This window comes from Synechococcus sp. PCC 7502 (assembly GCF_000317085.1).
Classification (GTDB): Bacteria; Cyanobacteriota; Cyanobacteriia; order Pseudanabaenales; family Pseudanabaenaceae; genus PCC-7502.
In genome coordinates this window covers 3,210,085-3,235,686 of the sequence record NC_019702.1, presented here as the reverse complement: position 1 = coordinate 3,235,686, position 25,602 = coordinate 3,210,085, and the positions used below count along the sequence as shown (strand labels likewise).

Sequence of the window (25,602 nt, the reverse complement as noted above, 5' to 3'; positions counted from 1 at the left end):
AAATATAATTCTTAAAAACCATACTATCGCTTGAGTTGTGTAAATGATTTCGTTTATGCACTCAGAGTAAAATTAAAAATTAGCAACAAAAAGGAGTGGAATTTTAGCCCCACTCCTTCGCAATTATAGTAACTAATTAAATACTCTTAGCGGCGACCACGATAGGGAACGGCTGCCAAATAGTCAGGAATATCAGATGCCTTAAGCTTTTGAGCATAATTAACCTTTGGTGCAATAGATTGGGCAATTTCTCTAAATCTACCAGGATCACCTTCGGGAAGACGACGAGTCTTAGCCTTAGCAGTGAAGTATTTTTGTAAAGTAAATTGCCAATCGTACTTGGTAATACCTGCACTGTCACGGTAGTCTGCGCCATAGCGTGGGGTAACCAAATTAAAGGGACGCTCCTGTAGCCGTTTACGTTGGTAAGGCAGTGTATTTTCTCCAAATACTTGCTCATACTCATCACTATCTACTAGAGCATCAATAAATGCGCCAATTCCCTGTTCGGCAATTACAATCGACCAAGTAATTTCTTCTAACTTATTGTAAGGCGCACGTCCAAGGATGCGTTTTAAGCTTAGCTCTACAACCCGATAGTTAGAATTTGGTTCGACAACAAGGCGATAGTAGGTATCAGATTTACCGAGACCCCGCACAAAATCACGCACAGAAATTTGCCCATTTTTGAACTGGGACTCTAGGAAGGTCTGACGATTACTTTCGAGAATAACATGTTCGCTAAAAACTTGACGGTAGGCAGCCCAGATGATTTCCTCTAAATCTGCGGCATCAGAGGCATTTTCAGTACGATAGATAAATGGACTATCATCATCTTCATCAGCAAAGCCAAAGCTAGCTACCCGTTGATTTTGGGAAGAAGGAATTACAGTTAATAAGGGTAAAGGTGACATTAATATTTCTCCAATAATGTTTAGTAATGTTTGATGATTTTATTTAACAGGAAATCTAAAGGAACCCCGAATTGAGGCAGGGGAGGGATCATTAGATTTGCGAGTACTATCAGGAATAGCAATTTTCGCAGTGCTAACAGGCTTAGGAATAACTTGCTTAATTGTAATTTCTCTGGCTAAGCTCAAGAAATTGCGAATATCACCCTGTTTAGGATACTCTTTCTCTTGTTTAAGCCTCCAGTCATTCCCATAGCGAGGGGTAACCAAGTTAAATGGGCGGTCTTTTAGCCTTCGGCGTTGATAGGGAACAGTATTTTCACCAAAACTTTGTAAATATTCTGCACTATCGACAAGAGCATCAATAAATCCACCAATACCTGTATTAGCGATCGCAATTGACCAGGTAATTTTCTCACCTTCATTGTAAGGAGTGCGACCAAGAAACCTTTTCAGAGCGATTTCTACAATGCGATAGTTGGAGTTTGGCTCTACTATAAGTCGATAGAAGGTTTCAGATTTACCTAAACCCCGAATAAAATCTCGTACAGAAATCTGCCGATTTTTGAACTGGGACTCTAGGAATGTCTGACGACTACTTTCGAGAATAACATGTTCGCTAAAAATTTGCCGATAGGCTGCCCAGATTAACTCTTCGGTTGAGTTGGAGTCAGTTAAATCTTCGGATCGATAGATAAGAGGAGTATCTTCATTGGGAACATCATAGCCGGGGACTCGATGATTTTGCGAAGATGGTTTAATTTCTAGTAAGGGAATTGCCATGCTGATTAAATAAACAGGATTAAATGAATTAAAGATTTAAGTTATTTAGGTAAATAACGATAGGGAGACAAACTTTCACGCCGAGATACAGTTGCAGCTTTACTTTCAACTGTTGTATCAGGAATATCTATGATGTTAGTATTAATCCCGCCCGAACGAGCATATTGGTAATTTGCCTGAGCAGGAGCAATTTCGCTGACTAAACTAAAAAATACAGAAGGAATGCCACTCCGAATTCGTTCTCGGCTGACTACACCATATTTGAATTTCTTATTGACATTCAAACTTCCAGAAGTTACAAGTGCTGCTTCTTTAGCTCTTTGATAGTCGCTGTATCTGGGATTGACTAGATTATAGGGGCGATCGCCATTTCTACGTCTTTGGTAAGGGACAATATCTTCACCAAAGTTATCTAAATATTCATCACTATCAATGATGCTATCAATGAAACCCTCTAGTCCTTTCGTTCCAATAATGATCGAGTTGGCAATCTGTTCATCTTTCCCGTAGGAGGCTCGCCCCAAAAAGCGAGTAAAGCTTAAATCAACTAAACGATAGTTAGAATTTGTCTCCGCAATCAGCCGATAGTAAGGTTCTGATTTACCTAAGCCTCGGATAAAATCTCTAACGGAAATTTGGCGATTTTTAAGTTGAGATTCTAAAAATGTTTGACGATTACTTTCAATAATTAAATGTTCACTAAAAATCTGGCGATAGGCTGCCCAGATCAAGGCATTTAATCCCTCTGAATCAGTGACATCACTAAGGCGATAAATGACTGGATCATCTTCATCGGGAACATCGTAGCCGTTAACACGATGATTTTGAGTGGTGGGTTTAAAAGAAGTTAAAGGAAGCATATTAAATAATCCTATTTAAAAAACTATAGACAACTTACACGTTGACGGTCATGCCTGACATTGGATAATGCCATCTCCATCCGAGACTTTACGACTAGATCAGACTCTTGAGGTTTATTACCTTCTAATAAGGCGATCGCCCCACGGGCAGACCCATGATTTAACTTGCTCAGAGCATCTAATGCCACAATGGCAGCATAGCGAATTGACCAGTCCTGATCCTTAAGAATAGATTGTAATGTCGCTAAAATTTCAGAATAATCAATTATTTCTGCCCATTCCCAGTGAATTTTGCCTAAGCCTTTGATTGCAGCACGGCGTACACTAGGAGAAAAGTCGGTTTTCGCACAATTTAGTAGAACTGGTAATGCTTTAGGATCACCGATCATAGCCAAGGCTCTAACTGTATAGGCTCTTGCCCCATAATTGTAGTCATCCATTAATGCAATCAGGCTGTCAACGCTACTACGTCCAATTGCCACTAACCCGTGCATAGCAGCGATCGCCGCCCCGGGATTGTTATAGCCTAAAACCGAAATTAAAGTTGCAATTCCCTGTTCACTACGCGTAGCAGCTAAAGCATGAACTGCCTGTATTAGTTGAGTAGGATTATGTGACTTATCTATTTCTTGAATCAATACCTTAATATTAGTCATGGGCTTAATTTCCAGCTTAGTTTTTATAAGAGATCGTCCATTAACAGCATTACTTGCTGTAGATTTGCTAATAGTTGGGGGTCTTGATTCACATTAGGTAGATGGGTATCCAGAATTCCCCTGAGGGCAAAAAGTTTAAAACTATTTTCAGTCTGAGTTTGGGCAATTGCCTCAGCCGCAGGCAAATAACCAATTTCCCCTAAATCCGTCAAAGCTACACGGCGAATATTAACGTCAGAACCAGATAATGCCTCGATCAGCAGGTTAGCAAAGTAAGGATCACTGGTTAAACCATACATAGAACGAGCAGCCGCTAGACGAATACGCAGGACGATGTGATTCAGAAATGGTTCAATTAAATGCTTAACTGATTGAGCTTTCAACCTACCCAAAGCTTCTAAAATTGCTTCGTAGGGCTGATCTAAATCACGATAGTCCTTAGAAGTTAGTAATTTTGCCAACGGTAGAACTGCCACCTGAGCAGCTACATAACCTTGGGCATGACTAGCTATTTCTTCGATCGCCTGTGCTGCCGCTTCTCGCACATAAAAGTCTTCACAGTTTAGGGCTATAATCAAAGCGGGTATAGCTTTAGGGTTTCCCAATTTACCGAGAGACCTTGCGGCATTTCGCCTTAGAGGATAACCGCCTAATTCTGTTCGATCTTCGCTATCTTCAAGAGCAACTAACAAAATATCTACCGCTTCGTACACGCGCATTTTACCTAACCACCAAGCAGCATAGTAACGAAGACTTAGGTCTGGCGATCGCAGGTTAGCAATTGCTGTGGCGATCGTCAGTTCATTACTTGCTACATTAGACTGCTGTTCATGCATTAGATGGTTGTTAGATTGAGGATACTTAAATAACCAATGGTGAAACGGAAATAATTACGCCCCCTAACCTATTAATACGCTGCATTTCTTCATTCATCTTGCTATAGGGTACGGTGATAAAAGTACTTCCACTTTTGCGAATAGGAAATTTGGTTTTATCAGACTCTTCAGTTTGACGAAGTCCAGAAACTTCTATTCTAAAAATTCTGCGTCCTGCTTCTGTGTTTGCAGCAACTCCAATTGATGTTTGACCGTGCATGATTTCTCCTTAGTTAATCTTTATGTTTTTAAGTAATGCTCAATGGTAAAGATAAAAGTACGGAGCATTATTACTCCTGATTTATCACTTCCTCCAATAGCCTAAAATTAAAATATAGCTTGAAGGAAGTTAAAAATTTCCCTAAAAATACTCAAATCGAACTTAAATAGCGGTTATAGATGCAATTTTACCGCCTTGACGGTGGATTTGTTGCATTTTTGGTAGAAGGTCATCAAACGGAACTAAATAAGCTGTGCTGCTACGACGGGTCTTAGGATAACCTTGTCCGTACATGCTGGTGACTTCAATCCGATAAACTTTACCTTTTTCATCGGCTCCGATACCTAGGCGTACACTTGGGGCATTATCATTAGAGTCCCTGTATGACCAAGCATTAGAACCACCAGAAGGAGCAACGATAGCAGAGGTCGTATTCCTTCCTAGCTCACGACTTAAACGAGGAGATTTGCCCTCAACTTGAGAAGTATCACTGTTAGCATATCCCCGATATAGGCGGAACATGCGATTGAAACCTACAGTTCTGGCTCCAATACTGAAGTCAAAACCTCGATAATAGGGGACAATATTCTCTCCAAAGCTCTCTGAGTACTCAATGCTGTCAATATATGAGTCAATATCGGCATCATAGCCTTGCGTATCATAAATGTGAAAGTGAGCAATTACTTCAGCTTCATCAAAGGGAGCGCGACCTAGTAAGTGCTTAAAATTTAACTCAATCAGGCGATTATTAGAATTAGGGAAAAAGAATTTCTTCTTATACAAATCAGATTTAGCGATTAAACGGACAAACTCCCGTACGCTAATATTGCCTTCCTTTAATAACGACTCTGCTCCAACTAAGCGCTCACTTTCTAATACATAATCATTTCCAAGTACTTGACGATAGGTAGCACGAATCACTACCTGTAAGTCTTCTAGGCTATAATTTGGTCGCAATTCTACTGGGGATGAACCCTGAAATGCATCAAGTCCTAGTCGGTTCGCTACTGTGGTTACAGCCATGCTATGAACTCCTTATGATTTATTTGAGATTTATGATCTATTTGAGAATTGAAATAAAATTGGAAGAAAGTCAAGAGGACAAGTAAAACCTATCCCCATTGGTTAACTATTTAGCAATGGTAACACTGAGGATTTTGTCACCAGATTTGCCAATTTGCTGAAGTTTTGTGGAAAGTTGATTGTATGGAACTAGATAAGAAACATGATCAAGGCGAATTTGAGTCCTATTTGCTTTGGTAGAACCATTGGAAACTTGAATCAAATATATCCGTCCCGAATCACCTGCAGAAACACCTGCAAGTTTAGCAGTAGGATTAGCCGTAGCTTTGGTCGCAGCCGTAGGAAATAAAATCGCATTAGTTGCATTTTGAGCAACTTCACGAGTTAAACGAGCTTTATTGCTACCAAATTGAGAGCGATCGCTATTGGCATAACCTCGATAGAGTCGAAACATACGATTAAAGCCAACGGTTTTTTGTCCTAACTGAGAAGCAAAGCCTCTATAGTAAGGCACAATATTTTCACCAAAGGCTTCTAAATATTCTTGACTATCAATGTAAGAATCAATTTCGGCATCATAACCTTCTTTGATGTATAAATCAGTATGAAAAGCTATTTCCGATTCATCATAGGGAGCTCTTCCCAGTAAATGCTTGTAATTTAGCTCGATCAGACGATTTTGAGGATTAGAATGGAAGAATTTTCCACGATAGAGTTCCGATTTAGCCACAGAACGCACAAATTCGCGAACTGTGATATTACCCTGACGCAAAAGTGACTCTGAGCTAACTAGTCTTTCACTTTGCATCAAATGGTCATTACCTAGAACCTGACGATATACTGACCGAATAACAGCCTGTAGATCATCTTCTGTCCAAGGCGATCGCAATTCTAAACCAGAATCTAGATCAAATGCTCCTATCCCCAGTGAGTCTGCTGCAACTGTAACAGCCATAGTTTTACCTTGGGTTAGTATATTTTATGAGGGTTATTATTAAATTTAAGTTAAGGATGTTTATGGATGATTAAAAATAAATATCCAGAGGTATAGAAAGGTAAAATTAAAATTTTTCTATCTTCTCAATTTTTGATCTCTTCAAAAAGAGATTACCCGGCGAAGGGAGTAAATGTTGACTTTTTAATGCCAACACCCATTCCTCTCTACCGGGCAAAAAGCAGCTATTAGCTTAAAGCGTTGATAGCGTAGTCAATATAGGTGTTAGCTTCATTAGCAGCTTGACCAGTCAAACCATGGCTAGCTTTAATGCTCTTGAGAGCTTCTACATACCAGCTAGGAGAAAGTTCAAAGGTGCGATTGATTTCAGCTAGACCAGCAACCAGATACTCATCCAAAGGACCAGTTCCACCAGCAACTAAACTGTAGGTGATAATGCGGAGGTAGTAACCTACGTCACGAGCACACTTGGACTTGCCTCTAGCATCAGCAGCATAGTTGTTACCAGGAGTGGAAGTGGTGTAAGGGAATTTGGAGTAAACAGCTTGGGTGGCTCCATCAATCAAGCTTTGAGCATTTGCAGTTAAAGCTTTGGCAGCTTCCATGCTAGCTTTAGCACGATCAAAGCGTCCGTTAACAGCTTGTAATTCGCTGTTGCTTAAAAAACGTCCTTGAGAATCAGCAGTAGCGATCGCTTCGGTGATAGGGGTCTTCATGGTTAAAATTTTCTCCAGTTAAGTATAGTTAAGATTCAAAAAAAATATAGTAAAAACTAAGCTACAGCAGCAGCAGCGCGATCAAAGTAGCTGGCTACTTCAGAAACTAATTGACTGCAATCACCACGGGTAATACCAGTTGGATCGTTAACAGCCGCAATAGCTGCTTCTTTCATTTTGCCAATGCCAACTGCTACGGAAGCACCAGGAACACCTAGAGCTTGGTAAGTTTCACGAAGACCGTTTAAGCAACGATCATCAAGCACGCTTGAATCACCTGCGATTGTTGCATAGGTAACATAGCGAAGAATGATTTCCATATCGCGTAAACATGCAGCCATACGACGATGGGTATAGGCATTTCCACCAGGAGCGATCAACTGAGGCTGTTCTTCAAACAAGCTACGAGCAGCGTTAGCAACAATACTAGAAGCGTTGCTGGTAATGCGGTTTACTGTATCCATGCGCTTTTGACCACTGGCTACCAATGCAGACAATGCATCAATTTGGCTAGAAGAAAGAAATTCTCCCTTAGAATCAGCTTGTGAGACTACTTTTGCAAATGCGTCAAACATACTTAAATTAACTCCGTGTGATTTAGTGTTTTTTTAATCTTTGAGAAATCGGAAATGAGAACCTTAAAACTTCACAGATATTTTTTAAATAACTTTTAAGCTTTGGTTGGTTCTAAGCCCATTATGTAGTGGCTTTTTCCTTCCTTAAAAAATTTACAACGCTGAGTGGGCATTAATTATTACAAATTGCAAAATTGTAGTAATCCCAACAAAATACATGTAGGAATCAGACATAGTAATGAGTTGCAAGATTTTGTGATTGCAATAAGATGTAAACTTAAGTTAAGTAAAACTAAGTTTTGATAACTGCGATCTAAAATATCAAATATTAACTAGGGCTTAATTCTCTTGTAACTATTAGTGGATAAATGCTTGGCTATTTATCAGGGGGCAAACAAAAAATTAAGATTAGTTAAGTTGAATTATTGGATTTCTAAAAATTTTTAGTTTATTTGATGAAGTAAATCGATTTTATTTTGATGGTACTAAGGCAAATGGACAGATAAATTATCCCTTAAGTATTTATACCAGTTATAGGCAATTTCTAAATCAGTAAATGGAATATTTAAATTGGAATCTGCGTTTAGTTCTATGGAAATATTTTTAACTTTTATCGTTAGATTAAGCGGAATTTCATCGTAGAGAGTTTGGTCAAGTTTTAATTGGATTTTGTGAATTTCACTAAAGCGAATAGTTTTAAGGTTTATCGGATTTTTAGGTGTAGGTGTTCCCCATGTAAGGCGATCGCCTCGCTGCCCCAAGACTGCATAAATATCGTACTTATGACGTTCAAAATCCTTAGCCCAAGACTTATAGGCTTCAACTTTTCGGTACTCTTGTTGTCCTGCCCAAGCTAACCAGATAAATATTGCTAACAGTGGCAACCATAACAATCCTCGTTCCATATTTGTGATTATCTTTATAAAGTTAAGGGAGTGGAGTATAAGCTAGGAGAGAAAGGGATTCTAAAAAATTGAGCTAGTATAAATGTCTGCACTTATTATCAAGCAAATTAACTTAGAATTTTTTAAGCTTAGCCTGCGTCAACCCATAGTTACGGCTACTTCTACTATTCGCGAACGTACGGGCATCGTGATTGAAGTTATTGACCAGCTTCATAATAGAGGGTTAGGAGAGTCTTCGCCTATGGCGGGTTTTGGCATGGAGCCAATTATTTATACCGCTCGATCGCTTAAGCGGATGCAAAGATTATTAATTGGTAAAGCGATTGCTAGTTTAGAGGACATCCCTAATTTGCTGTCACTCTATAATCTCCCTCCTGCTGCCAAACACGGAATAGAGTTAGCCCTTTTGAACTTATGGGCTTCCTATCACCAGACAAATTTAGCAAAGCTTCTCCATTCCCATCAGCGCTCAGAAGTTGCTGTCAATGCCTTAATTGGTCAAGTATCACCAGAGTTAGCCGCCCAAAAAACTCAACAACTCTGCGAATTGGGATATAAATGCTTCAAAGTCAAAGTGGGAGACCCGCAGGATTTACAAAGAGTTCAGGCTGTTCGTAGGACGGTAGATGAATTTAGCAAGACAGCTACTACTAGTGAAATTAATACTGAAATTAAAATTCGCATTGATGCTAATCAAGCTTGGACAGTTGTAGAAGCGATCGCCAAACTCAATAGTTTTAGTGATCTAGATATTGAATATGTGGAGCAACCTGTATCTGCTCAAAACTTAACGGAAATGGCTGAAGTCTGCAGGAATGTGTCAATAGCGATCGCTGCGGATGAGTCGGTTAAAAATATACAGGTGCTAGAACAAATAATTGCCATGCAAGCTGCGGATATTGTAATTCTCAAACCAATGGTATTAGGTGGGATTTTAACTGCCCAGAAAATAGCAAAAATTGCCGTAGGTGCAGGACTAGATGTTGTATTTACTACCACTCTAGATGGTGCGATCGCCCAAAAAGGAGCATTACAATTAGCTGCTATGTCAGAAGTTCATCGCGCCTGTGGAGTGGCACCTACGGAACTATTTGTTAGTTATGATACAAAAATTAATGATTTGCTAACAAGCACAATACCCGTTATAGGCGGGCGTATAACAGTAATTTAAACCAGTAATTTAACCAAAATCAATTTACGGCTGTGATATTCTTCTACAAAAACATAGCGAAGCAAAATCTATGGCGAGACCATCCCTACTATTAGCTATTTTACCTTTTATTAGCATTGCCTATCCTAGTTGGAGTCAGTCTATTATTCCTGCTAATGATGGCACAAATACTGCTGTAAATAGTATTGGTAATCGCATTGATATTTCGGGTGGTCAACTATCTGGCGATCGCACCAATCTTTTTCACAGCTTTCAACAATTTGGCTTAAATACTAATCAAATTGCCAACTTTCTTTCTAACCCTAGCATTCAAAATATTTTAGGTCGGGTTGTCGGTGGGGATGCCTCAGTTATTAATGGATTAATCCAAGTAAGTGGGGGTAACTCCAATTTATTTTTAATGAATCCTGCGGGAATTATCTTTGGCAATAATGCCAGTTTGAACTTAGCTGGGGCTTTTACGGCTACTACTGCCAATGGGATTGGATTTGGAAATAATTTCTTTAATGCGATCGGGACTAATAATTATGCAACTTTAGTTGGCAATCCCAATAGCTTTGCTTTTACCATGTCTCACCCAGGGGCAATTATTAGTGCGGCTGATCTAGCGGTTAACTCAGGCAAAGATATTAATTTCTTGGGTGGAACTGTGATCAGTACAGGTAATCTATCTGCCCCCAATGGTAGCATTACCCTCAGTGCTGTCCCCGGTAAAAACCTAGTAAGACTTAGCCAAGTTGGGGATGTCATTGGTTTGGAATTTCAACCTAATCCAGACTTGGGCATTAACCCTTGGGGACTATCTATTCCAACACTGCCGCAGTTATTAACTGGTGCCAACCTCGAAAAAGCTACGGGTCTCAGTGTAAATAATAATGGTGATGTAATTTTAACTGCCGCTAAACTTCCAGTCACAGTTGGAGATGCGATCGCTAAAAACATTAATACAGGTTCAAGTACCCTCAGTGCCGCTAATAATTTAACGCTAGTCAATTCTCAACTCCAAACATCACAAAACCTGAACTTACTCGCAGGAAATACAGTCAGAATTAGAGACAGTGCCACAACTGCCTTTATCGCTAATGCAGGAGCTAAGTTATCTATACAAGGTAACCAAGGCATAGATGTTTTTGCTTTGAATAATGCTGCCAGTGGCTTATTTTCTGGTACAGACATGATCCTAAGGTCTGCTAATACGATCAATGGGGATGCTCATTACTCTATTGGCGGTAATTTCAAGATTGAGCAATTAGATGGCAGCTTAGGTAATCTTTTCAGTCCCTATGATCCAGTCATAAAATCCAATGGAGATGTCAGCTTAGCCTCTTATACGGGGGCATCTTTACATATTCTGGCGGGTGGGCAGGTGACTATTCCGGGGAATATTATAATTACTGGTACCGATACTTCCAGTTTTATTGCTGAAACCTTTGGACTTTCCGATGGCGTGAGTACTGTTAGTATTAATGGCAGTATTAAGCCCACCTTAGATATTAGAGCAGGGATTAAGCCTCCAATCGCCGCAGATACACTCTTGCCAAGCAGTGCCAATATCACCATTGGTAATGTGACTATCGCTGTCCCTAATGGCGACGTAGTTTTAACTAACCAATACAACCCCAATCCAACCCTAGCGGGCAAAATTCAAACGGGTAATATCGATACCAGACCTGCAACTGGGAATGGTGGATCAGTGGTCATTGATTCCCGTGGTAGCGTTACAACTGGAAATATTCTGACTACAACTACTACTGGAACTATATCTGGGGCTATTAAAGTCTTGGCTCAGGATAATATTGCTTCAGGGGCGATCGATACCACTAGTTTTACCACTGCCAATGCTGGAGATATTACTCTATCCTCACTTAATGGCGGAATTACGGCAGCAATCATTGATGCGGGAGCTAGGGTAAATACTGGGAATACAGGCAACGGCGGTAACATTACAATTAATGCCAGTAAAAATATTGCTGTCACTGATCGGATTAGTACCGATGCCTTTGTTAACGGAAATGGCATAGCAGGTAATGGCGGCAATATTAGTGTTAACTCTACCACTGGTAATATTAGTGCCACTAATGTACGTTCTGGTTCTGTAGTTCAAAGTAACGGCACCACTAAAAAAGCAGGTGCAATTCTGCTTTCTACTACTGGAAATATAAGTGTTCAGGATGTTACAAGTAACTCGGAAATTAAAGGAGCATCAGGTACCACAGGTGACGGTAACAACATCACCCTTAAGGGTAATAACATTAGTACCCGAGATATTGCTACGTTATCCGTAATTAGTAACGGTGCGGGACTAGGTAATACTGGCAACGGTGCCAAGATTCAAGTTGATGCTACGGGCAATATTTCAGCTAGACGTGTATCTTCTACTTCCGCAGTAGCACAGGGTAATACAGGTATAGGCGGTGATATTAACCTTAATACTACCAATGGCAACATTAGTATTCTGCAGGATGTCACATCGGCATCGGCAACTTTTATAGGCAATGCTAGTAATGCTGGCAAAATTACATTTCAAGCCTTAAATGGCAATATTAATGTGGGGTTGGGAGTTTTATCCCTTTCTTTTGCCCAATCTGGTCAGTCAGGCAATGGTGGAGATGTAACTCTCACTGGAAAATCTATCAATATCGGCACACTAACAGTTCCAGGGGTGCCAAGCATATCAGGCAGTATAAATACCTCTTCGCAGTCAAGTTTAGTTGCTCAAAATGCAGGCAATATTTTCATTTCTAGTTCAGGTAATTTTACTAGTGGTGATTTAAATTCTTCCAGTATTGGGATTCTGGGTTCTCTCAACGCAGGGAATGTTGATATTACTTCCACAGGAGCGATCGCCACAGGCAATATTAATTCTTCAAGGGTTAGCTTCAGGGGAGGCAACCTGAACTTTACAGCTACAGGAGATATTTCCACGGGTAGTCTGGTGACCACAGGTGGTCTGGTTAATTTCTCTAGCTCCAATGGTGGTATTTCCGTTAATAGCATTGATACTTGGAGAACAAATGATAGTGGGGGAACAGTTGATTTAACTGCTAAGTCTGATGTGGCGATCGCTGGCAATATATCCACTGTTTCTGAGGTTACTAGTGATATTGGCGCAGACATTAAAATTTCTAGTACCAACGGTAAAATTTCAGTCTCAAACCTCTTTGCCCACGGCATACCCGTCACTATTGGAGGCGATATTGTCCTTAACGCTTTTGGGGATATAACAGCCGTCAACCTTAAAGGAGCGGATGTTACTGCCAATAGTACTAATGGCAAAATCGCTTTGAATAGTATTAGTTCTTATCCCGATGAATTGAACTTAGGTAAAATCTCATTAACTGCCTTAAATGATATTGCGATCGCTAATAATTTAGAGTCCTACCCTATTGCTAATCCTGAAGATAAAGCTGGTGATATTACTGCAACCAGTACAAATGGTTCAATTACTGCTCTCAATATTGAGGCAAACTCCATAGGAGGAGGAGGTAAGGTTACTCTCAAAGCTGCTCAGGATATAGCCATTACCGATATTATTAATACTTCTTCGGCATTGAGTGTAAGTTCAGGTACAGCCATTACTCAAAAAGGTGGCGATGTAAATCTAACTGCTGGTAATAATGTGAATGTGGGAGTTATTAATGCTGGCTCCTTTGCCGCTTCTGCTTCAGCAACTTCAACCGAAGGTGTGGTTAGTACTGTTGCCAGTAATGATGCGGGGAATGTAACTATTGATGCTGGTAAAGCGGTGAATATTACTGGTTCAATTCTTACTAATTCAGAAGTTATCCTAGCAGGTACCTTTAGCAGTCCTAGTAATCTAGGGGGCAAAATCAATATTACATCGGGTAGTGATGTCAATATTGGGGGGGCCCTATTCTCTGGAGCAATCCAACAGGCAGGGGATATTAGCGTTAATGCCGTTGGTGATATTGTAATTGGTGGTGATATTAATGCGGCATCACGGGTCAATTTTACTGGAATTGATGCTAACACCCAAAATGGTGGCAATATTTCCCTAATTACCAGTACTGGCAATATTACCGTCAGTGGTAATCTCAATACCAAATCTGAAGCTATTTCTGACCGTAATGCCACTAGTGGCAATGGGGGTAATATCTTGCTAATGGCAGCAGGGAACGTTACTGCTCGTGATATTACAACTAATACTTCTGCCACGGCTGGGACTCGATTTACTGCTACTTCGGGTAATGCGGGCAGTGTAACGGTAAAAGCTAATAATCTATCCGTGGGGAACATTACGACGATCGCCCAAAAAGGTAATGGTGGAGTAGTCAATCTTACGGCTGATAATTCAGCTAATACTGGAAATATCTCCACATGGGGTGCAAACTTAGGTATTACCGCAGGCAATATCACCACTAGCAATATCGATACTACCAGAACTAGTCCGGGCGGCAATATTACTCTTACGGCATCTAAGGGTGGCATAAATTTAGGTAGTTTGAATACTAAAGGTTCAACAGGTAGCTTGGGCGGCTCTGTTACCATTACTGCCTTTGGTAATATTACAGCCACCAAAATTGATACAGGTAGCCTAGGAGCTAATCCAACAGAGTGGCTAGCTGCGGGTAATATCAATCTCTCAAGTACCAATGGGGAGATTTTAATTCCCACCCTTGGGGCTGTAATCACCACAGGTAAAATCAGTCTTGGGATTCGTGGTACAGGTGACTTAAATCCAATCACCGATGCTGGAGGAGTGGGACTTCTATTTCAAGGAGTGGGAGATGCCCTTGCTCCCGGTTGCTTATGTGAAGGTTGGGGTGTTTCTGGGAATGGTATTGCGGGTGGAGCTTCTCCTGCTAATCCTAATCCTGGTAATTTAAAAATCACTAATTGGAGTTCCACGCCCACATCTGTGTCAACTACAACTGTACTCAGTACTTTACCCAATCTGAAAGTTACCCAAACCTATGCTCCCGCACCAGAAACTACCGCTTTATTTAAGAACCAAGTTACTATCACTAATACCAGTGCTGCTACCATTAACGATATTCGCTACAATCGTACCCAAGACTGGGATATCCCCCCTACAGAATTTAGAGAATATGTAACTGTACAAGGACGAGAAAAAGCTACAAATGTCATTTATTCCAGCAATAATGGCTTCGGTAATGTTAATCCCCTAGCAACCAACTCACCAATTACCCCTTCTACTCTAAATCGAGATTTTGTGAATAATGGTCCCCTAGATCAAGGTTCAGCCTTTACCTTTGGCTTTGGCAATCTGGCGGCAGGCAAGAGTCAAGTATTTAATATTTTTTACGGGGCAACACCTAGTCTGGCAAATGCGGGAACTGCTCTTACATCTGTAGGAGCAGAAGTTTATTCCCTAGGCTTATCTTCAGGGGTAAATAGTGCTGGTATTGGTAATCAAATTACTGGAACACCTGCTACTTTCATTTTTGCCTTTACTGGAGTTGGTGGAACTCCCACGCCTTTACCTACACCGACCCCAACGCCTACACCCACTCCCGTACCTACTCCAACACCAACCCCCATCCCAACACCGACCCCAACTCCCGTACCTTTTGAATCTCGCCCTCCCATTGAGGAAACACCTAAAACAGTTGTTACTCTTTCTCTTCCTACCCAAGACTTTCTGCGATCTACTAATGAAGAAATACTTCAGGATTTAGAACGAGAAACTGGCAAAAAACCAGCAATTATTACAGTTAAATTTACCCCAGGGGGCGATCGCCTAGTCTTGATTCTCTCCACATCTAAGGGCAAAATTGTTAAGTCTTTACCTATTAATCGTAAGCAAGTCATTGATCAAGCTGATAACTTGTCCCTAGAAGTTGCTTCTGTGCCAATTGGCAGAAATAATCCTCAAGATTACCTAAAACCTGCTCAGAAGCTCTATCAATGGTTAGTAGCTCCCCTAGATAGCGAATTAGAGAAACAGCAGATAGATACGGTGTTGTTTGAAATGCCTGAAGGAATGCGCGATCGCCCTGTGGCAGCTTTTCATGATGGCAAAAAATTTATGGTAGAAAAGTATAGTCTTGGTTTAATTCCAGGTTTGAGTTTAGTTGATACCCGCTATCGCAATTTACGCAAAGTTCAGGCATTAGTTATGGGTGCCTCGGAGTTTCGTAATCCCAACTTGAAAGCTTTGCCTGCTGTACCTTTAGAAGTAAAAGTTGTGAGTCGCGAATGGAATGGGGTTTCATTTTTAAATCAAAACTTTAGTCTTGAAAATTTAACCTCACAGCGTAATCAAACCCCCTACGGTATTATTCACCTTGCAACCCATGCCGAATTTACCTCTGGTGGTGACTCCTATATTCAGCTTTGGGGAGATGAGCAACTCAGACCTCAGCAAATTCGTAATTTAGGCTGGAAAGACGTAGAGCTTCTAGTTTTAAGTGCTTGTAAAACTGCGGCTGGCGATCAAACAGATCAATTAGGTTTTGCCGGGCTGGCATTCCAGTCTGGAGTAAAATCAGTCTTAGCAAGTTTATGGCAGGTCAGTGATGAGGGTACACTGTCTTTAATGAGTGAGTTTTATCGACAGATGAACCGTCCTGAGGTCACAATCAAAGCTGAAGGCTTAAGGCAGGCACAATTAGCTATGCTGCGTAAAGAAATCACCTTTAAAGATGGTGCTATTAGAAGTCTAAGGGGTACCCCAATTAACTTGCCCAGTAACCTAGTTACAATTAACCGAGATTTATCCCATCCTTTCTATTGGGCAGGATTTACTATAGTTGGTAGTCCTTGGTAGTATAAAACTAAATTTAAAACCAGATTTAAAATAAAGCTTAATTGGGGAAATATTATGTACCAAGTGATTATCCAGACAAATATTTCAAGTAAATTTCATGTTATTGCGGAGTGTGCTACAAAAGAGCAAGCTCTTAATAAGTTTATGGAACTCGTCGAAGCAAATAAAGGATCATCAACCTTAAAAAATGGCAGCTACTCTATTCGTAAAAAAGCTCAGTAATTTTCAGAATGCAGCAGTCTGAATGCTATCGATTATTAGGGTTATCACGGGGGGCATCTTTAGAAGATATAAAGCTCTCCTATCGGCGATTAGCAAGAAAGTACCATCCCGATGTTAATCAAGATGATCCTGCGGCGGCAGATAAGTTTCGTTTAGTACAGCAGGCGTATCAAATTTTGAAAGATGTGCAGCTAGGTATAATTCCTCCACAGGCAGCTAATTTTAGTCAATCCTACCATCCAGAACCCCAACCTACCCGTACCCCACCAACCCCTAAGGTTAAAGTTGAAGTTAAATCCGAAGTAAGATCCAAAGATGTTCGCCAAAAAGTTGATCCAATTGCTAGTGATCCGGAGCTAAGACTTAAACTTGATACCCTTAGACGGCTGCAAGACCTCTTAAAGCAGAGAAAATATATTGTCGCGATCGCCATAGCAGAAGGAATGCGAGGCAAATTTCCCCAGTCCCCAGAGGTAATTCACTGGCAGGCAGTAACCTATCATCGTTGGGGCAATGAGCTAATCTTAAAAAAGAAATATAAAGAAGCAGAAGTATTCTTAAATAAGGCTTTAAATACTGATCCAAGTAATCGAGAACTAGCATTTGAGGTCAAGAGAGACCTAGATCGGATTGCCGCACTTTAATATTCCTAAATTCAGAGAGTGTTAAGTAAATTGTGTAATACCAAATCGTTAAATGACTGGGATTCTGAAGCTTAGAATTTTAAAATAATCTCTGGCTATTTCGGATTTGCAGGAATTGCAAAGGGCTGTCCTGCCTCCGCCGTAAAAAAGGCGATCAGAATTACTGGTTCGTTTCCCAAATTTTTGCCATTATGCAAAGTACCTACTACCTCTACGAATGTGCTACCCGGTTTAAATGTAAATTTCTGATTTCTTTCAAGTTCTAGGGTTAATGTGCCTTGAATAATATAGGCATATCCCGGATGAGGGTGCTTGTGCCAACCTGTTTCTTTTCCGGGCGGAATTTCAACTTTTACGGCTGTTACTTCTGGTTTATTGATTGTGGCAAAGTTAATTGGCTGACCTATGGAGGTAGTCTGAGTTTTAAGTAGTTGCGTAACCTTAATATCTTGTTTATAGTCAGACTTATATTCTGGAGTATTTTCCTTTGACCAACTTGAGGCAGAGTAAAAAGTTGCAAGTGAGCAGGTAGCTACTCCTGCCAATCTTAGGATTAGATTTTTAGTTAGTTTTTTATTCATGGCGTTCGCTTGAAACTTACAGTCTGAATGTAGTTTAAGATTAATTGGGCTGGATACGAATATACTTCAACTGTTTTAAGGAAGTGACTCAAATAACATGTATCTGCAATCAAACTTATAATTTCAAAATTTCAACAACTCCAAAAATTTTTTAGTTTAATTTGAATGAGGGGGAGATTTCTAAAGCTTTCTTCAAACTTAAAATTGCCTGTTCAATATCTAATGACCTTGTCCTAAGTCCTAAGCTCAGACGAATAGCTCCTAAAGCTTGACTATGACTAAATCCCATTGCTAAAAGAGTTGAACTAGGTATTAATGACCCACTGCTACAGGCGGAACCAGCGCTAATACCAATTCCCGTCGCATTCATTGCCCTAACTATATGCCGTCCATCTATGGAACTATGACAAAAACTGACATGATTGGGTAGCCTGAGTTCATTTTTCGCCCCAGTAGGAATTAGGTTGGGTATATCTTCTAATTCCCTAAATAGCTGATCGCTCAAGGCTCTTAATCTTGGCATCTCTGTGGCAATTTCCGATTTAGCCAACTCAGCAGCCAATCCAAACCCAGCGATCGCCGCAACGGATTCTGTCCCCGACCTTATACCTCGTTCTTGCCCCCCGCCTAAAATTAGTGGGATCAACTGTAAATTAGGGCGAACATATAAAGCCCCAACTCCCTGACCGCCATAGATTTTATGGGCAGAGATTGTTAGTAAATCCACAGGCAAAACTTGGAGATTTACATCTATTCTCCCGATCGCTTGGACAGCATCCGTATGAAAAAGCACCTTAGCATCTCGACAAATCTTTCCTAACTCGGCGATCGGCTGAATTGTACCAATTTCATTTTGGGCAAAAATTACGGAAACTAATACGGTATTAGGCTGAATTTCCTTAATTAAATCAGAAGGGTTAACTCTACCAGTTTGATCCACAGGTAGTTCAGTTACTGACCAGCCCATTTGTGATAAAACCTTTGCAGGTTGGGCGATCGCTGAATGCTCCACAGCAGAAATAATTAGATGTTGAGGCTTGTCATACTGTTGGGTAATTCCCCACAATGCTAAATTGTTAGACTCCGTTCCACCAGACGTAAAAATTATGCCCTCAGGATCCGCATTAATTAAATCCGCAACCATGAACCGCGATCTCTCCACAGCCATAGTCGAACGTTCACCCCAATTATGCAAGCTGGAAGGATTACCCCACTGTGACCGCAAAACCTCTGTGATTAGATCAATAACCTCAGGACGGGTGGGAGTTGTAGCCGCATAGTCAAGGTAAACGGACATGTTTATAACTTTTGAAGGTTAGATAGGCGATCACTAAAAATCTTGACCGTCATATCTGGATCATTACGCATCCGTAGCGACCTCTCTAATTCTCCTAAATATACTAACTGTGAAACCCCTTCCCTGGGATGAAGAATAGTCCTTGCTCTAATTTTTAACGTAGATGATTCACCCAAACTATTACGTCCGGGGGAAAATAAATTTGTTGCTGCCTGCTTTAGGGTTGCCTCTAACTGGGGTGCCTTAATATCCGAGGGTACGGTGATTACCGCTTCTGGACCGAGGCGATCGTAAACTAACACATAGGGCAAAGCTCCCTCCACACTGGTTCGCGTAATTGGTGCCAAGGACAGCGCAAATAATCCCGCCGTTAACACCACTGCAAAAGAAGTGATCCCAACCATGCGAAATCGCCAGCTTACTGATCGCCCAAACGCTACCGCCGTAATCAGTGCTAATACCAACACCAAAATACCCATGCCCTGGGTTAATGTGCCAAATTCAGCAGTTGTAAACATTACTTTTATCTATAAACTAACTTTAACAAACCGATGAATGATGAATTTTCAGAGGAGTTCAACACTTAACTTATAAATTAACCATAAAGGCATCCGTCACACCCTGAATATGTCCGATTTCATCAAGCAACCCACTGGGTAACGGATCATCAATATTAATTACCATCACTGCTTCGCCCCTGACAATCCGTCGTCCAACCTGCATACTCGCTATGTTGACATTAAATGTTCCTAATAAAGAACCAATTTTGCCAATAATGCCGGGCATATCCCGATGCAAGGTCAAAAGCATGTAGTGAGTGGGGGCAACATTGATCGGGAAGTCATTGATATTTGTAATCCGAATTTCACCCTTGCCCAGTAATGCTCCCGTCACAGACTGCTGCCCTTGGGAACCCTTTGCCGTTAAAGTCAAAGACCCCGTATAGTCCTCGATCGCTGCATCACGAGTCTCTGTAACCCTAATTCCCCGCTCTTTCGCTTCCAGACTTGCATTCACAAAATTTACCCGTTCTTGCAATGCTTGGGATAATAAACCTTTTAATGCGGCTACAACTATGGGTTGGCTATCACTAGTGGCAATTTCACCCTGTAAGCGCACATCTAGGTTATCTACCCGTCCTCCAGCCAATTGCCCTACCAGATTCCCTAGCATTTCCGAAAGTTGCAGATAGGGCTTGAGTTTTTGCCAAACATCGGGGCGTAGTCCGGGAATATTAACTGCGGCTCGGGCGGGCAAACCTAATAATACATCTCGAATTTGCTCAGCCACATCGATTGCTACATTTGCTTGAGCCTCTTCCGTAGATGCCCCCAAGTGAGGAGTAAGCACAAGCCGACTGGCGGGAGCATTTCTCAGGGGTGAATCCGCTTCTAGGGGTTCATTTTCAAATACATCAATTGCTGCGCCCGCAATGGTGCCATTAATTAATGCTTCGGTAAGGGCTGCTTCATCGATAATCCCTCCCCTTGCACAGTTAATAATCCGCGCATTGGGCTTCATGATCCCTAGGGTTTTGGCATTGATTAAATGCTGGGTTTCTTTAGTTTTAGGAATGTGCAGGGTAATATAGTCCGATTCCCGCAGTAAAATTTCTAGCTCCACTAAGCTTACGCCCAACTGTTCGGCACGCTCTGCACTTAAAAAAGGATCATATGCTAGCAGTTTCATGCCCATGGACTTGGCAACCGTGGCAACATGGGAACCAATTTTTCCTAAGCCCACAACGCCAAGGGTTTTTTTATAAACTTCAACCCCAGTAAAGCTTTTGCGATCCCATTTCCCTGATTTAATCGAAGCATTTGCCTCTGGGACAAACCGAGATAAAGATAACATCATGGCGAGGGCATGTTCTGCTGCTGCAATCGTATTTCCTTCAGGGGAGTTTACAACCACAATTCCTTGACGAGTCGCCGTAGGAACATCAACATTATCTACGCCTACACCTGCTCGACCAATAATTTTGAGGTTTTTGCCCGCTTCGATCGCTTGCTTAGTTAGCTTAGTGCCAGAGCGAATCATAATGGCATCGTAGTCGGGAATGACTTGTACTAATTCATCGGGGGTAAGGTTAGTTTTTATATCAACCGTGGCAACCTGAGAGAGTATATCAATACCAACTTGATCAATAGGATCGGAAACGAGAATTTTAGGCATAGGTGAATAGTGAGCAGATTAATGCAGTGAGGCAGTAAGTATTTTAGTTGTTAATTTGACGCTTTAGCAAATTGTTTGGGGTATTCTTTGCAGGTTACTGGGGCAAGCCCTTAATTGCTTAAACATTTAAGAAGATTATTAAGATTTTGCAAATCCCCTTAAAAGCTAATCTCATCCTAACGCCTCAAGATTAAGTTTGCTGATTATTTGCTGATTTAAGACGGCGATCAATTTATGATTTTGCTAATTTTCTACTCTGGTATTTGCGGGGTATATTAGGTTAATCTAAACAATCATCTCCAAGAATAACCATGACAACCTTAAACCAATTACGCCAAACCCTTACCCACCGTCAGGCATTAAAAATTATTAGCGGTTTGCAAAACTTTGATTCTCAGTTCGTGGCAATGGTTGTGGAAGCTGCTACTTTGGGTGGTGCAACCTTTGTGGATATTGCTGCTGATCGCAACTTAATTAGACAAACTAAAGCTCAAACCAACTTACCTGTGTGTGTGTCAGCGATCGCTCCAGAGAAATTAGTAGAGGCAGTAGATGCTGGAGCCGACCTAGTGGAAATTGGTAACTATGATAGTTTTTACACCCAAGGACGGATATTTTCGGGGTTAGAGGTAATTGCCTTGACTAAAGCCACCAGAAATTTATTACCCGAGACTTTACTATCTGTAACTGTGCCTCATACCTTACCCCTCGATCAACAAGTAACTCTGGCTGAAGAATTGGTAGCCTGTGGTGCTGATATCATTCAAACTGAAGGTGGTACCAGTAGTAATCCTTTACATAGCGGAATTCTGGGCTTAATTGAAAAAGCTGCGCCTACCCTTGCTGCTGCCCATGCGATTAGTCGTGCTGTATCTGTGCCTGTGCTTTGTGCTTCGGGATTAACGGATGTTACTATTCCAATGGCGATCGCTGCTGGAGCATCTGGAGTAGGGGTTGGTTCGGCGGTAAATCAACTTAAAGATCAAATAGCAATGATTGCTGTGGTGCGTAGTCTCAAAGAATCCTTAAATTCTGCTTCTGTAATTTTAAGATAAGTTCTCTTAAGTAACCTAAATTAATCTTTGTAGCCAAGACTGGGGAAATGTTTCTTCAGTCTTTATTGGTGGAAATTATTAAGGGTATTAAGGGCGATCGCTATTCCCAAAAATTAACAAGCACAATCCTCTCAATATCTTGGTCAAACTGTCATGGATCAGGAAAGCTAAACCCTCTCTCTACATACCTATCATTTACATTACGTAGTGCCAATAGAATAAATAGCGATCTTAGGCAAGTTCCATCCCTGGAATCGAACGATATAACTCAATATATTGTTTAGCAGAAGTATCCCAACTAAAATCTCCTGCCATTCCCCGTTTTTGCAGATCATGCCAAGGTTCTTTATAAGAGAATCCCTCCCATGCTCTGATCATGCAAGTATAGAGATCAAGTGGTTCGTAGCGATCAAAGCAATAGCCATTACCCTGATTTAAGCTAGGCACATGATGCTGAACTGTATCCACTAATCCCCCCGTTCTCCGCACAATTGGCACCGAGCCATAACGTAAAGCCAGCATTTGACTAATGCCACACGGTTCAAACCTACTAGGCATTAAGAAAGCGTCAGTACCTGCATAAATACGCTGAGATAGTGCCGCATTATATAAAATCTGTGCTGACATCCTGCCGGGGAAACGAGAAGCAATTTGCCACATTTGAGTTTCGTAGTAACGATCGCCTGTCCCTAAAATTACGAACTGAGCATCGGTATAGGCTAGAAATCGATCTAAAACTTGAATTAATAAATCTAAGCCTTTTTGTTCAACCAGCCTAGTTACCATGCCTACAAGGAAAGCAGACTTATTTACCTGCAACCCAATTTCTTCCTGTAAAGCACTTTTATTAGCGATGCGTTTGGCAAGGGTTTCACTGTCAAAGTTCTTGGCTAAATATTTATCAGTACTGGGATTAAATTGGTCAATATCAATGCCATTTAAGATTCCACTGGGAGAAAGATATGATAAAGTGCTTTCCAAACCTTCACCATAGGCAGGAGTGCAAATTTGTTTGGCATAGGTGGGAGATACAGTATTAACCCGATCTGCAAACTGTACTGCTGCCGCCATGGTGTTATGTCCACGGAAATACCAAGGTACCCAAGTCATTTGCTCTAATCGCCACCGCCAAGGTCCCTGATAGGCAAGATTATGAATTGTAAATACAGTACCAATGTCAGAGGTTTGGTGCATCCACACAGGGATCATACCTGTATGCCAATCGTGACAATGGATTAAGTTTGGCTTCCAGTAATTCCAACAAAATTCGGCACAGGCATTGGCAAATAGCGTAAATCTCCAGTCTTCATCATCGCCGTAGTAAATTCGAGATGGCAAAAACGAGCCATGACCTACCAAATAAAGCGGAACATTGGTACCAGGAAGAACAGTTTCATACACATCAAAGGTTTGGAACATCGCATAACCTTTCCAAATCCATTGCGGAGTTTCAGGTAGCTTATCAGGTAGGGTGCCGTAGTAGGGCATTATGATCCGTACATCATGTCCCATTTTTCGTAACACGGCGGGGAGTGCACCTACCACATCTGCCATACCGCCAACTTTAGCAATGGGTGCCGCTTCTGTTGCTGCAAATAATATTTTCATGCCTAACTTTGATTACTACTTCATTATTTTGAGGCAAAGTGTAACCAAAGTTTAACTAACTCTACAATTTAACTTCAATATCCACACCAGAGGCAAGGTCTAGCTTCATCAGGGCATCAATGGTTTTAGCTGAAGGCTGGTAAATATCAATAATACGGCTATGAGTCCGAGTTTCAAAGTGTTCACGGGAGTCCTTATCAACGTGGGGCGATCGCAAAAGGCAATAAATCCGTCGTTTGGTGGGCATAGGAATTGGACCGATCGCAGTTGCATTAGTACGATTAGCAGTATCTACGATTTTTTCGCAGGATGCATCAAGAAGTTTGTGATCGAATGCCTTTAAGCGAATCCGAATTTTTTGTTGTTGTAAGGTTGCCACAGCTTATTTAGAAATAAAGTTAGTTAGGTCAAATTTTGAGCGATCCGCATTTTAGCATCTTTAGGCAAGATTTTGAAGAACTAGATTTTGAAAAAGTTAGTTATGAGAGTTACCTAAATCTCCTACTTCAGAAAATCACTGAACAAACAAAGGCATCACTTCGGCTGAGGTGAATAGCCCGTGGATTGATTTCTGATGGAAAGCTTGAGCCGCTTTAAGATAGCCAAAGGCAGTACCACAGACATTTGCTGCCATACTGGTTTCATCGCCAAGTGTAAAAGTATGGGTAGAAATTTTGCCCTCAAAGGTGCGACCTGTTAATTTCATATTAGTGCTGAGGGGTTTTTTAGGATTACGAGTATCAACAACACCACCCACAGTAACGCGATCACGGCTGCAAATTCCTAATCTTTCCAACAAAATATCATCGGCATGTTCCATATGCTCAAGGGTAATTAAACCATTGGTTTTATCTAATAATGCCTCTACCTCAGCATCGGTCATGGCTTGGGCAATATCCACTGTATAACCGGGCATGTGGGCAATATCTTCCCGAATTGTGGCACGATAGGCAGACCAGTTAGCAATTCCTACCCCAAATTGAATTTCAACTTTATGAACTTCGGCAAAACTTTGGGCGGCAATCGCTGCTGCTGCTGTTAATAAACCTGGTGTAGCTCCACAACCTGTCAGATAGGTAATGCCACTTGCCTTTAAGTCCTCAGATAAACCAATGAGTTGCTCAACGGCACTGGTGCGCTTAATGGCATCTACTAAAACTCCTTGCCAGCCAGAGCTAATAAATTCCTTAGCTACACTTGCCATAAAAGTATTCGGTAAATTTGGTAATGCCAGAAAATAGCCACTAACATTATGGTTGGGATTACTAATTAATGCTTTGATGCTTTGATCACTTAAAACTCCTGATTCTAAATAACCCACAGATCCTTTTGCTTGGTATGTAGCGATCGCCTTATTAACATCTATACCTTGAGAAGCATATACATAACCTTTTTGATCGGCAAGGGCAACACAAAGCATTTCCTGTTTGGTGCTTAATAATTTGAGTGCTGCTTGTCCTAAACCGCCAAACCCAAGGATTCCTACTTTAATTACCATTTTTAATTGCTGCGTGATTTTAGATGAAATGTATTATTTTCAAATCATACCCAGAAAAGTGGTCTTAATTCTAATTTCAATCGTCCTCTAGCAGAAGAAAGATAAAATATAAATAGTTCTA

23 protein-coding genes are annotated in these 25,602 nt (G+C 41.0%); 5 read left to right on the top strand and 18 right to left on the bottom strand.

Translation table 11 applies throughout. The features are described from left to right. Positions 1–146: 146 nt before the first annotated feature. The 11 genes from SYN7502_RS16230 to SYN7502_RS16180 all read right to left on the bottom strand — a co-directional run bounded on the left by SYN7502_RS16230 (position 147) and on the right by SYN7502_RS16180 (position 8,479). Positions 147–914, bottom strand: a complete 768-nt coding sequence (locus tag SYN7502_RS16230; protein ID WP_015169820.1) for a phycobilisome rod-core linker polypeptide — start codon at positions 912–914, stop codon at positions 147–149. 39 nt (positions 915–953) lie between these two features. Then, positions 954–1,694, bottom strand: a complete 741-nt coding sequence (locus SYN7502_RS16225; RefSeq protein ID WP_015169819.1) for a phycobilisome rod-core linker polypeptide — start codon at positions 1,692–1,694, stop codon at positions 954–956. Between the two features lie 41 nt (positions 1,695–1,735). Beyond that, positions 1,736–2,554 (bottom strand): phycobilisome rod-core linker polypeptide, encoded by an 819-nt coding sequence (locus SYN7502_RS16220; RefSeq protein WP_015169818.1) that lies wholly within the window; start codon positions 2,552–2,554, stop codon positions 1,736–1,738. Positions 2,555–2,577: 23 nt separating this feature from the next. Further along, positions 2,578–3,210: a HEAT repeat domain-containing protein gene (locus SYN7502_RS16215; RefSeq protein ID WP_015169817.1), complete on the bottom strand. Its 633-nt coding sequence runs from the start codon at positions 3,208–3,210 to the stop codon at positions 2,578–2,580. Positions 3,211–3,233: 23 nt separating this feature from the next. After that, positions 3,234–4,046: a HEAT repeat domain-containing protein gene (locus SYN7502_RS16210; RefSeq protein WP_015169816.1), complete on the bottom strand. Its 813-nt coding sequence runs from the start codon at positions 4,044–4,046 to the stop codon at positions 3,234–3,236. 25 nt (positions 4,047–4,071) lie between these two features. Next, positions 4,072–4,305 (bottom strand): phycobilisome linker polypeptide, encoded by a 234-nt coding sequence (locus tag SYN7502_RS16205; protein ID WP_015169815.1) that lies wholly within the window; start codon positions 4,303–4,305, stop codon positions 4,072–4,074. A gap of 162 nt (positions 4,306–4,467) precedes the next feature. Next, on the bottom strand, positions 4,468–5,328 hold the full coding sequence (locus tag SYN7502_RS16200; protein WP_015169814.1) for a phycobilisome linker polypeptide: 861 nt from the start codon (positions 5,326–5,328) through the stop codon (positions 4,468–4,470). 106 nt (positions 5,329–5,434) lie between these two features. Further along, on the bottom strand, positions 5,435–6,283 hold the full coding sequence (locus SYN7502_RS16195) for a phycobilisome linker polypeptide (RefSeq protein ID WP_015169813.1): 849 nt from the start codon (positions 6,281–6,283) through the stop codon (positions 5,435–5,437). Positions 6,284–6,510: 227 nt separating this feature from the next. After that, a complete protein-coding gene (gene cpcA, locus SYN7502_RS16190; protein WP_015169812.1) occupies positions 6,511–6,999 on the bottom strand; it encodes a phycocyanin subunit alpha in 489 nt (162 codons plus the stop codon). A gap of 56 nt (positions 7,000–7,055) precedes the next feature. After that, positions 7,056–7,574, bottom strand: a complete 519-nt coding sequence (locus SYN7502_RS16185; RefSeq protein ID WP_015169811.1) for a phycocyanin subunit beta — start codon at positions 7,572–7,574, stop codon at positions 7,056–7,058. Positions 7,575–8,059: 485 nt separating this feature from the next. Continuing rightward, positions 8,060–8,479 (bottom strand): hypothetical protein, encoded by a 420-nt coding sequence (locus SYN7502_RS16180; RefSeq protein ID WP_015169810.1) that lies wholly within the window; start codon positions 8,477–8,479, stop codon positions 8,060–8,062. Between the two features lie 82 nt (positions 8,480–8,561). Between SYN7502_RS16180 and menC the strand changes: the two genes are divergently transcribed. The 4 genes from menC to SYN7502_RS16165 all read left to right on the top strand — a co-directional run bounded on the left by menC (position 8,562) and on the right by SYN7502_RS16165 (position 17,267). Next, complete coding sequence (menC, locus tag SYN7502_RS16175; RefSeq protein ID WP_015169809.1) at positions 8,562–9,650, top strand: o-succinylbenzoate synthase; 1,089 nt, start codon at positions 8,562–8,564, stop codon at positions 9,648–9,650. Positions 9,651–9,720: 70 nt separating this feature from the next. Then, entirely contained in the window at positions 9,721–16,401 is a 6,681-nt protein-coding gene (locus SYN7502_RS16170) for a CHAT domain-containing protein (RefSeq protein ID WP_015169808.1), read from the top strand. Between the two features lie 54 nt (positions 16,402–16,455). After that, a complete protein-coding gene (locus SYN7502_RS20325; RefSeq protein WP_015169807.1) occupies positions 16,456–16,623 on the top strand; it encodes a hypothetical protein in 168 nt (55 codons plus the stop codon). Between the two features lie 8 nt (positions 16,624–16,631). After that, entirely contained in the window at positions 16,632–17,267 is a 636-nt protein-coding gene (locus tag SYN7502_RS16165; RefSeq protein WP_015169806.1) for a J domain-containing protein, read from the top strand. Between the two features lie 95 nt (positions 17,268–17,362). On the opposite strand, the gene SYN7502_RS16160 is transcribed toward SYN7502_RS16165, so the two are convergent. The 4 genes from SYN7502_RS16160 to serA all read right to left on the bottom strand — a co-directional run bounded on the left by SYN7502_RS16160 (position 17,363) and on the right by serA (position 21,320). Then, the gene (locus SYN7502_RS16160) at positions 17,363–17,848 is read right to left on the bottom strand and encodes a cupin domain-containing protein (RefSeq protein ID WP_015169805.1); all 486 of its coding nucleotides are present in this window, start codon (positions 17,846–17,848) and stop codon (positions 17,363–17,365) included. Positions 17,849–17,999: 151 nt separating this feature from the next. Further along, positions 18,000–19,145, bottom strand: coding sequence for a cysteine desulfurase family protein (locus tag SYN7502_RS16155; protein WP_015169804.1), 1,146 nt, complete (start codon positions 19,143–19,145; stop codon positions 18,000–18,002). 2 nt (positions 19,146–19,147) lie between these two features. Beyond that, positions 19,148–19,663 carry a Ycf51 family protein gene (locus SYN7502_RS16150; RefSeq protein WP_015169803.1) on the bottom strand — a complete coding sequence of 172 codons (516 nt, stop codon included), beginning with the start codon at positions 19,661–19,663 and terminating at the stop codon, positions 19,148–19,150. Between the two features lie 70 nt (positions 19,664–19,733). Then, positions 19,734–21,320, bottom strand: a complete 1,587-nt coding sequence (serA, locus tag SYN7502_RS16145) for a phosphoglycerate dehydrogenase (protein ID WP_015169802.1) — start codon at positions 21,318–21,320, stop codon at positions 19,734–19,736. A gap of 311 nt (positions 21,321–21,631) precedes the next feature. Between serA and SYN7502_RS16140 the strand changes: the two genes are divergently transcribed. After that, positions 21,632–22,375 (top strand): DUF561 domain-containing protein, encoded by a 744-nt coding sequence (locus SYN7502_RS16140; protein ID WP_015169801.1) that lies wholly within the window; start codon positions 21,632–21,634, stop codon positions 22,373–22,375. 231 nt (positions 22,376–22,606) lie between these two features. On the opposite strand, the gene glgA is transcribed toward SYN7502_RS16140, so the two are convergent. The 3 genes from glgA to bioU all read right to left on the bottom strand — a co-directional run bounded on the left by glgA (position 22,607) and on the right by bioU (position 25,481). After that, entirely contained in the window at positions 22,607–23,983 is a 1,377-nt protein-coding gene (gene glgA / locus SYN7502_RS16135; protein WP_015169800.1) for a glycogen synthase GlgA, read from the bottom strand. Between the two features lie 61 nt (positions 23,984–24,044). Further along, complete coding sequence (rpsJ, locus tag SYN7502_RS16130; RefSeq protein ID WP_015169799.1) at positions 24,045–24,362, bottom strand: 30S ribosomal protein S10; 318 nt, start codon at positions 24,360–24,362, stop codon at positions 24,045–24,047. 135 nt (positions 24,363–24,497) lie between these two features. Beyond that, the gene (gene bioU, locus SYN7502_RS16125) at positions 24,498–25,481 is read right to left on the bottom strand and encodes a (S)-8-amino-7-oxononanoate synthase BioU (protein ID WP_015169798.1); all 984 of its coding nucleotides are present in this window, start codon (positions 25,479–25,481) and stop codon (positions 24,498–24,500) included. Between the last annotated feature and the right edge of the window lie 121 nt (positions 25,482–25,602).

Excerpts from the sequence above, each read along its gene's own strand:
- SYN7502_RS16165 (WP_015169806.1), top strand. The coding sequence starts at position 16,632 with ATGCAGCAGTCTGAATGCTATCGATTATTAGGGTTATCACGGGGGGCA.
- cpcA (WP_015169812.1), bottom strand. The coding sequence starts at position 6,999 with ATGAAGACCCCTATCACCGAAGCGATCGCTACTGCTGATTCTCAAGGA.
- SYN7502_RS16205 (WP_015169815.1), bottom strand. The coding sequence starts at position 4,305 with ATGCACGGTCAAACATCAATTGGAGTTGCTGCAAACACAGAAGCAGGA.
- SYN7502_RS16215 (WP_015169817.1), bottom strand. The coding sequence starts at position 3,210 with ATGACTAATATTAAGGTATTGATTCAAGAAATAGATAAGTCACATAAT.
- SYN7502_RS20325 (WP_015169807.1), top strand. The coding sequence starts at position 16,456 with ATGTACCAAGTGATTATCCAGACAAATATTTCAAGTAAATTTCATGTT.
- SYN7502_RS16140 (WP_015169801.1), top strand. The coding sequence starts at position 21,632 with ATGACAACCTTAAACCAATTACGCCAAACCCTTACCCACCGTCAGGCA.
- SYN7502_RS16210 (WP_015169816.1), bottom strand. The coding sequence starts at position 4,046 with ATGCATGAACAGCAGTCTAATGTAGCAAGTAATGAACTGACGATCGCC.
- SYN7502_RS16150 (WP_015169803.1), bottom strand. The coding sequence starts at position 19,663 with ATGTTTACAACTGCTGAATTTGGCACATTAACCCAGGGCATGGGTATT.
- SYN7502_RS16185 (WP_015169811.1), bottom strand. The coding sequence starts at position 7,574 with ATGTTTGACGCATTTGCAAAAGTAGTCTCACAAGCTGATTCTAAGGGA.
- SYN7502_RS16160 (WP_015169805.1), bottom strand. The coding sequence starts at position 17,848 with ATGAATAAAAAACTAACTAAAAATCTAATCCTAAGATTGGCAGGAGTA.
- SYN7502_RS16230 (WP_015169820.1), bottom strand. The coding sequence starts at position 914 with ATGTCACCTTTACCCTTATTAACTGTAATTCCTTCTTCCCAAAATCAA.
- SYN7502_RS16220 (WP_015169818.1), bottom strand. The coding sequence starts at position 2,554 with ATGCTTCCTTTAACTTCTTTTAAACCCACCACTCAAAATCATCGTGTT.
- menC (WP_015169809.1), top strand. The coding sequence starts at position 8,562 with ATGTCTGCACTTATTATCAAGCAAATTAACTTAGAATTTTTTAAGCTT.
- SYN7502_RS16155 (WP_015169804.1), bottom strand. The coding sequence starts at position 19,145 with ATGTCCGTTTACCTTGACTATGCGGCTACAACTCCCACCCGTCCTGAG.
- SYN7502_RS16180 (WP_015169810.1), bottom strand. The coding sequence starts at position 8,479 with ATGGAACGAGGATTGTTATGGTTGCCACTGTTAGCAATATTTATCTGG.
- SYN7502_RS16195 (WP_015169813.1), bottom strand. The coding sequence starts at position 6,283 with ATGGCTGTTACAGTTGCAGCAGACTCACTGGGGATAGGAGCATTTGAT.
- SYN7502_RS16225 (WP_015169819.1), bottom strand. The coding sequence starts at position 1,694 with ATGGCAATTCCCTTACTAGAAATTAAACCATCTTCGCAAAATCATCGA.
- SYN7502_RS16200 (WP_015169814.1), bottom strand. The coding sequence starts at position 5,328 with ATGGCTGTAACCACAGTAGCGAACCGACTAGGACTTGATGCATTTCAG.
- serA (WP_015169802.1), bottom strand. The coding sequence starts at position 21,320 with ATGCCTAAAATTCTCGTTTCCGATCCTATTGATCAAGTTGGTATTGAT.
- bioU (WP_015169798.1), bottom strand. The coding sequence starts at position 25,481 with ATGGTAATTAAAGTAGGAATCCTTGGGTTTGGCGGTTTAGGACAAGCA.
- glgA (WP_015169800.1), bottom strand. The coding sequence starts at position 23,983 with ATGAAAATATTATTTGCAGCAACAGAAGCGGCACCCATTGCTAAAGTT.
- SYN7502_RS16170 (WP_015169808.1), top strand. The coding sequence starts at position 9,721 with ATGGCGAGACCATCCCTACTATTAGCTATTTTACCTTTTATTAGCATT.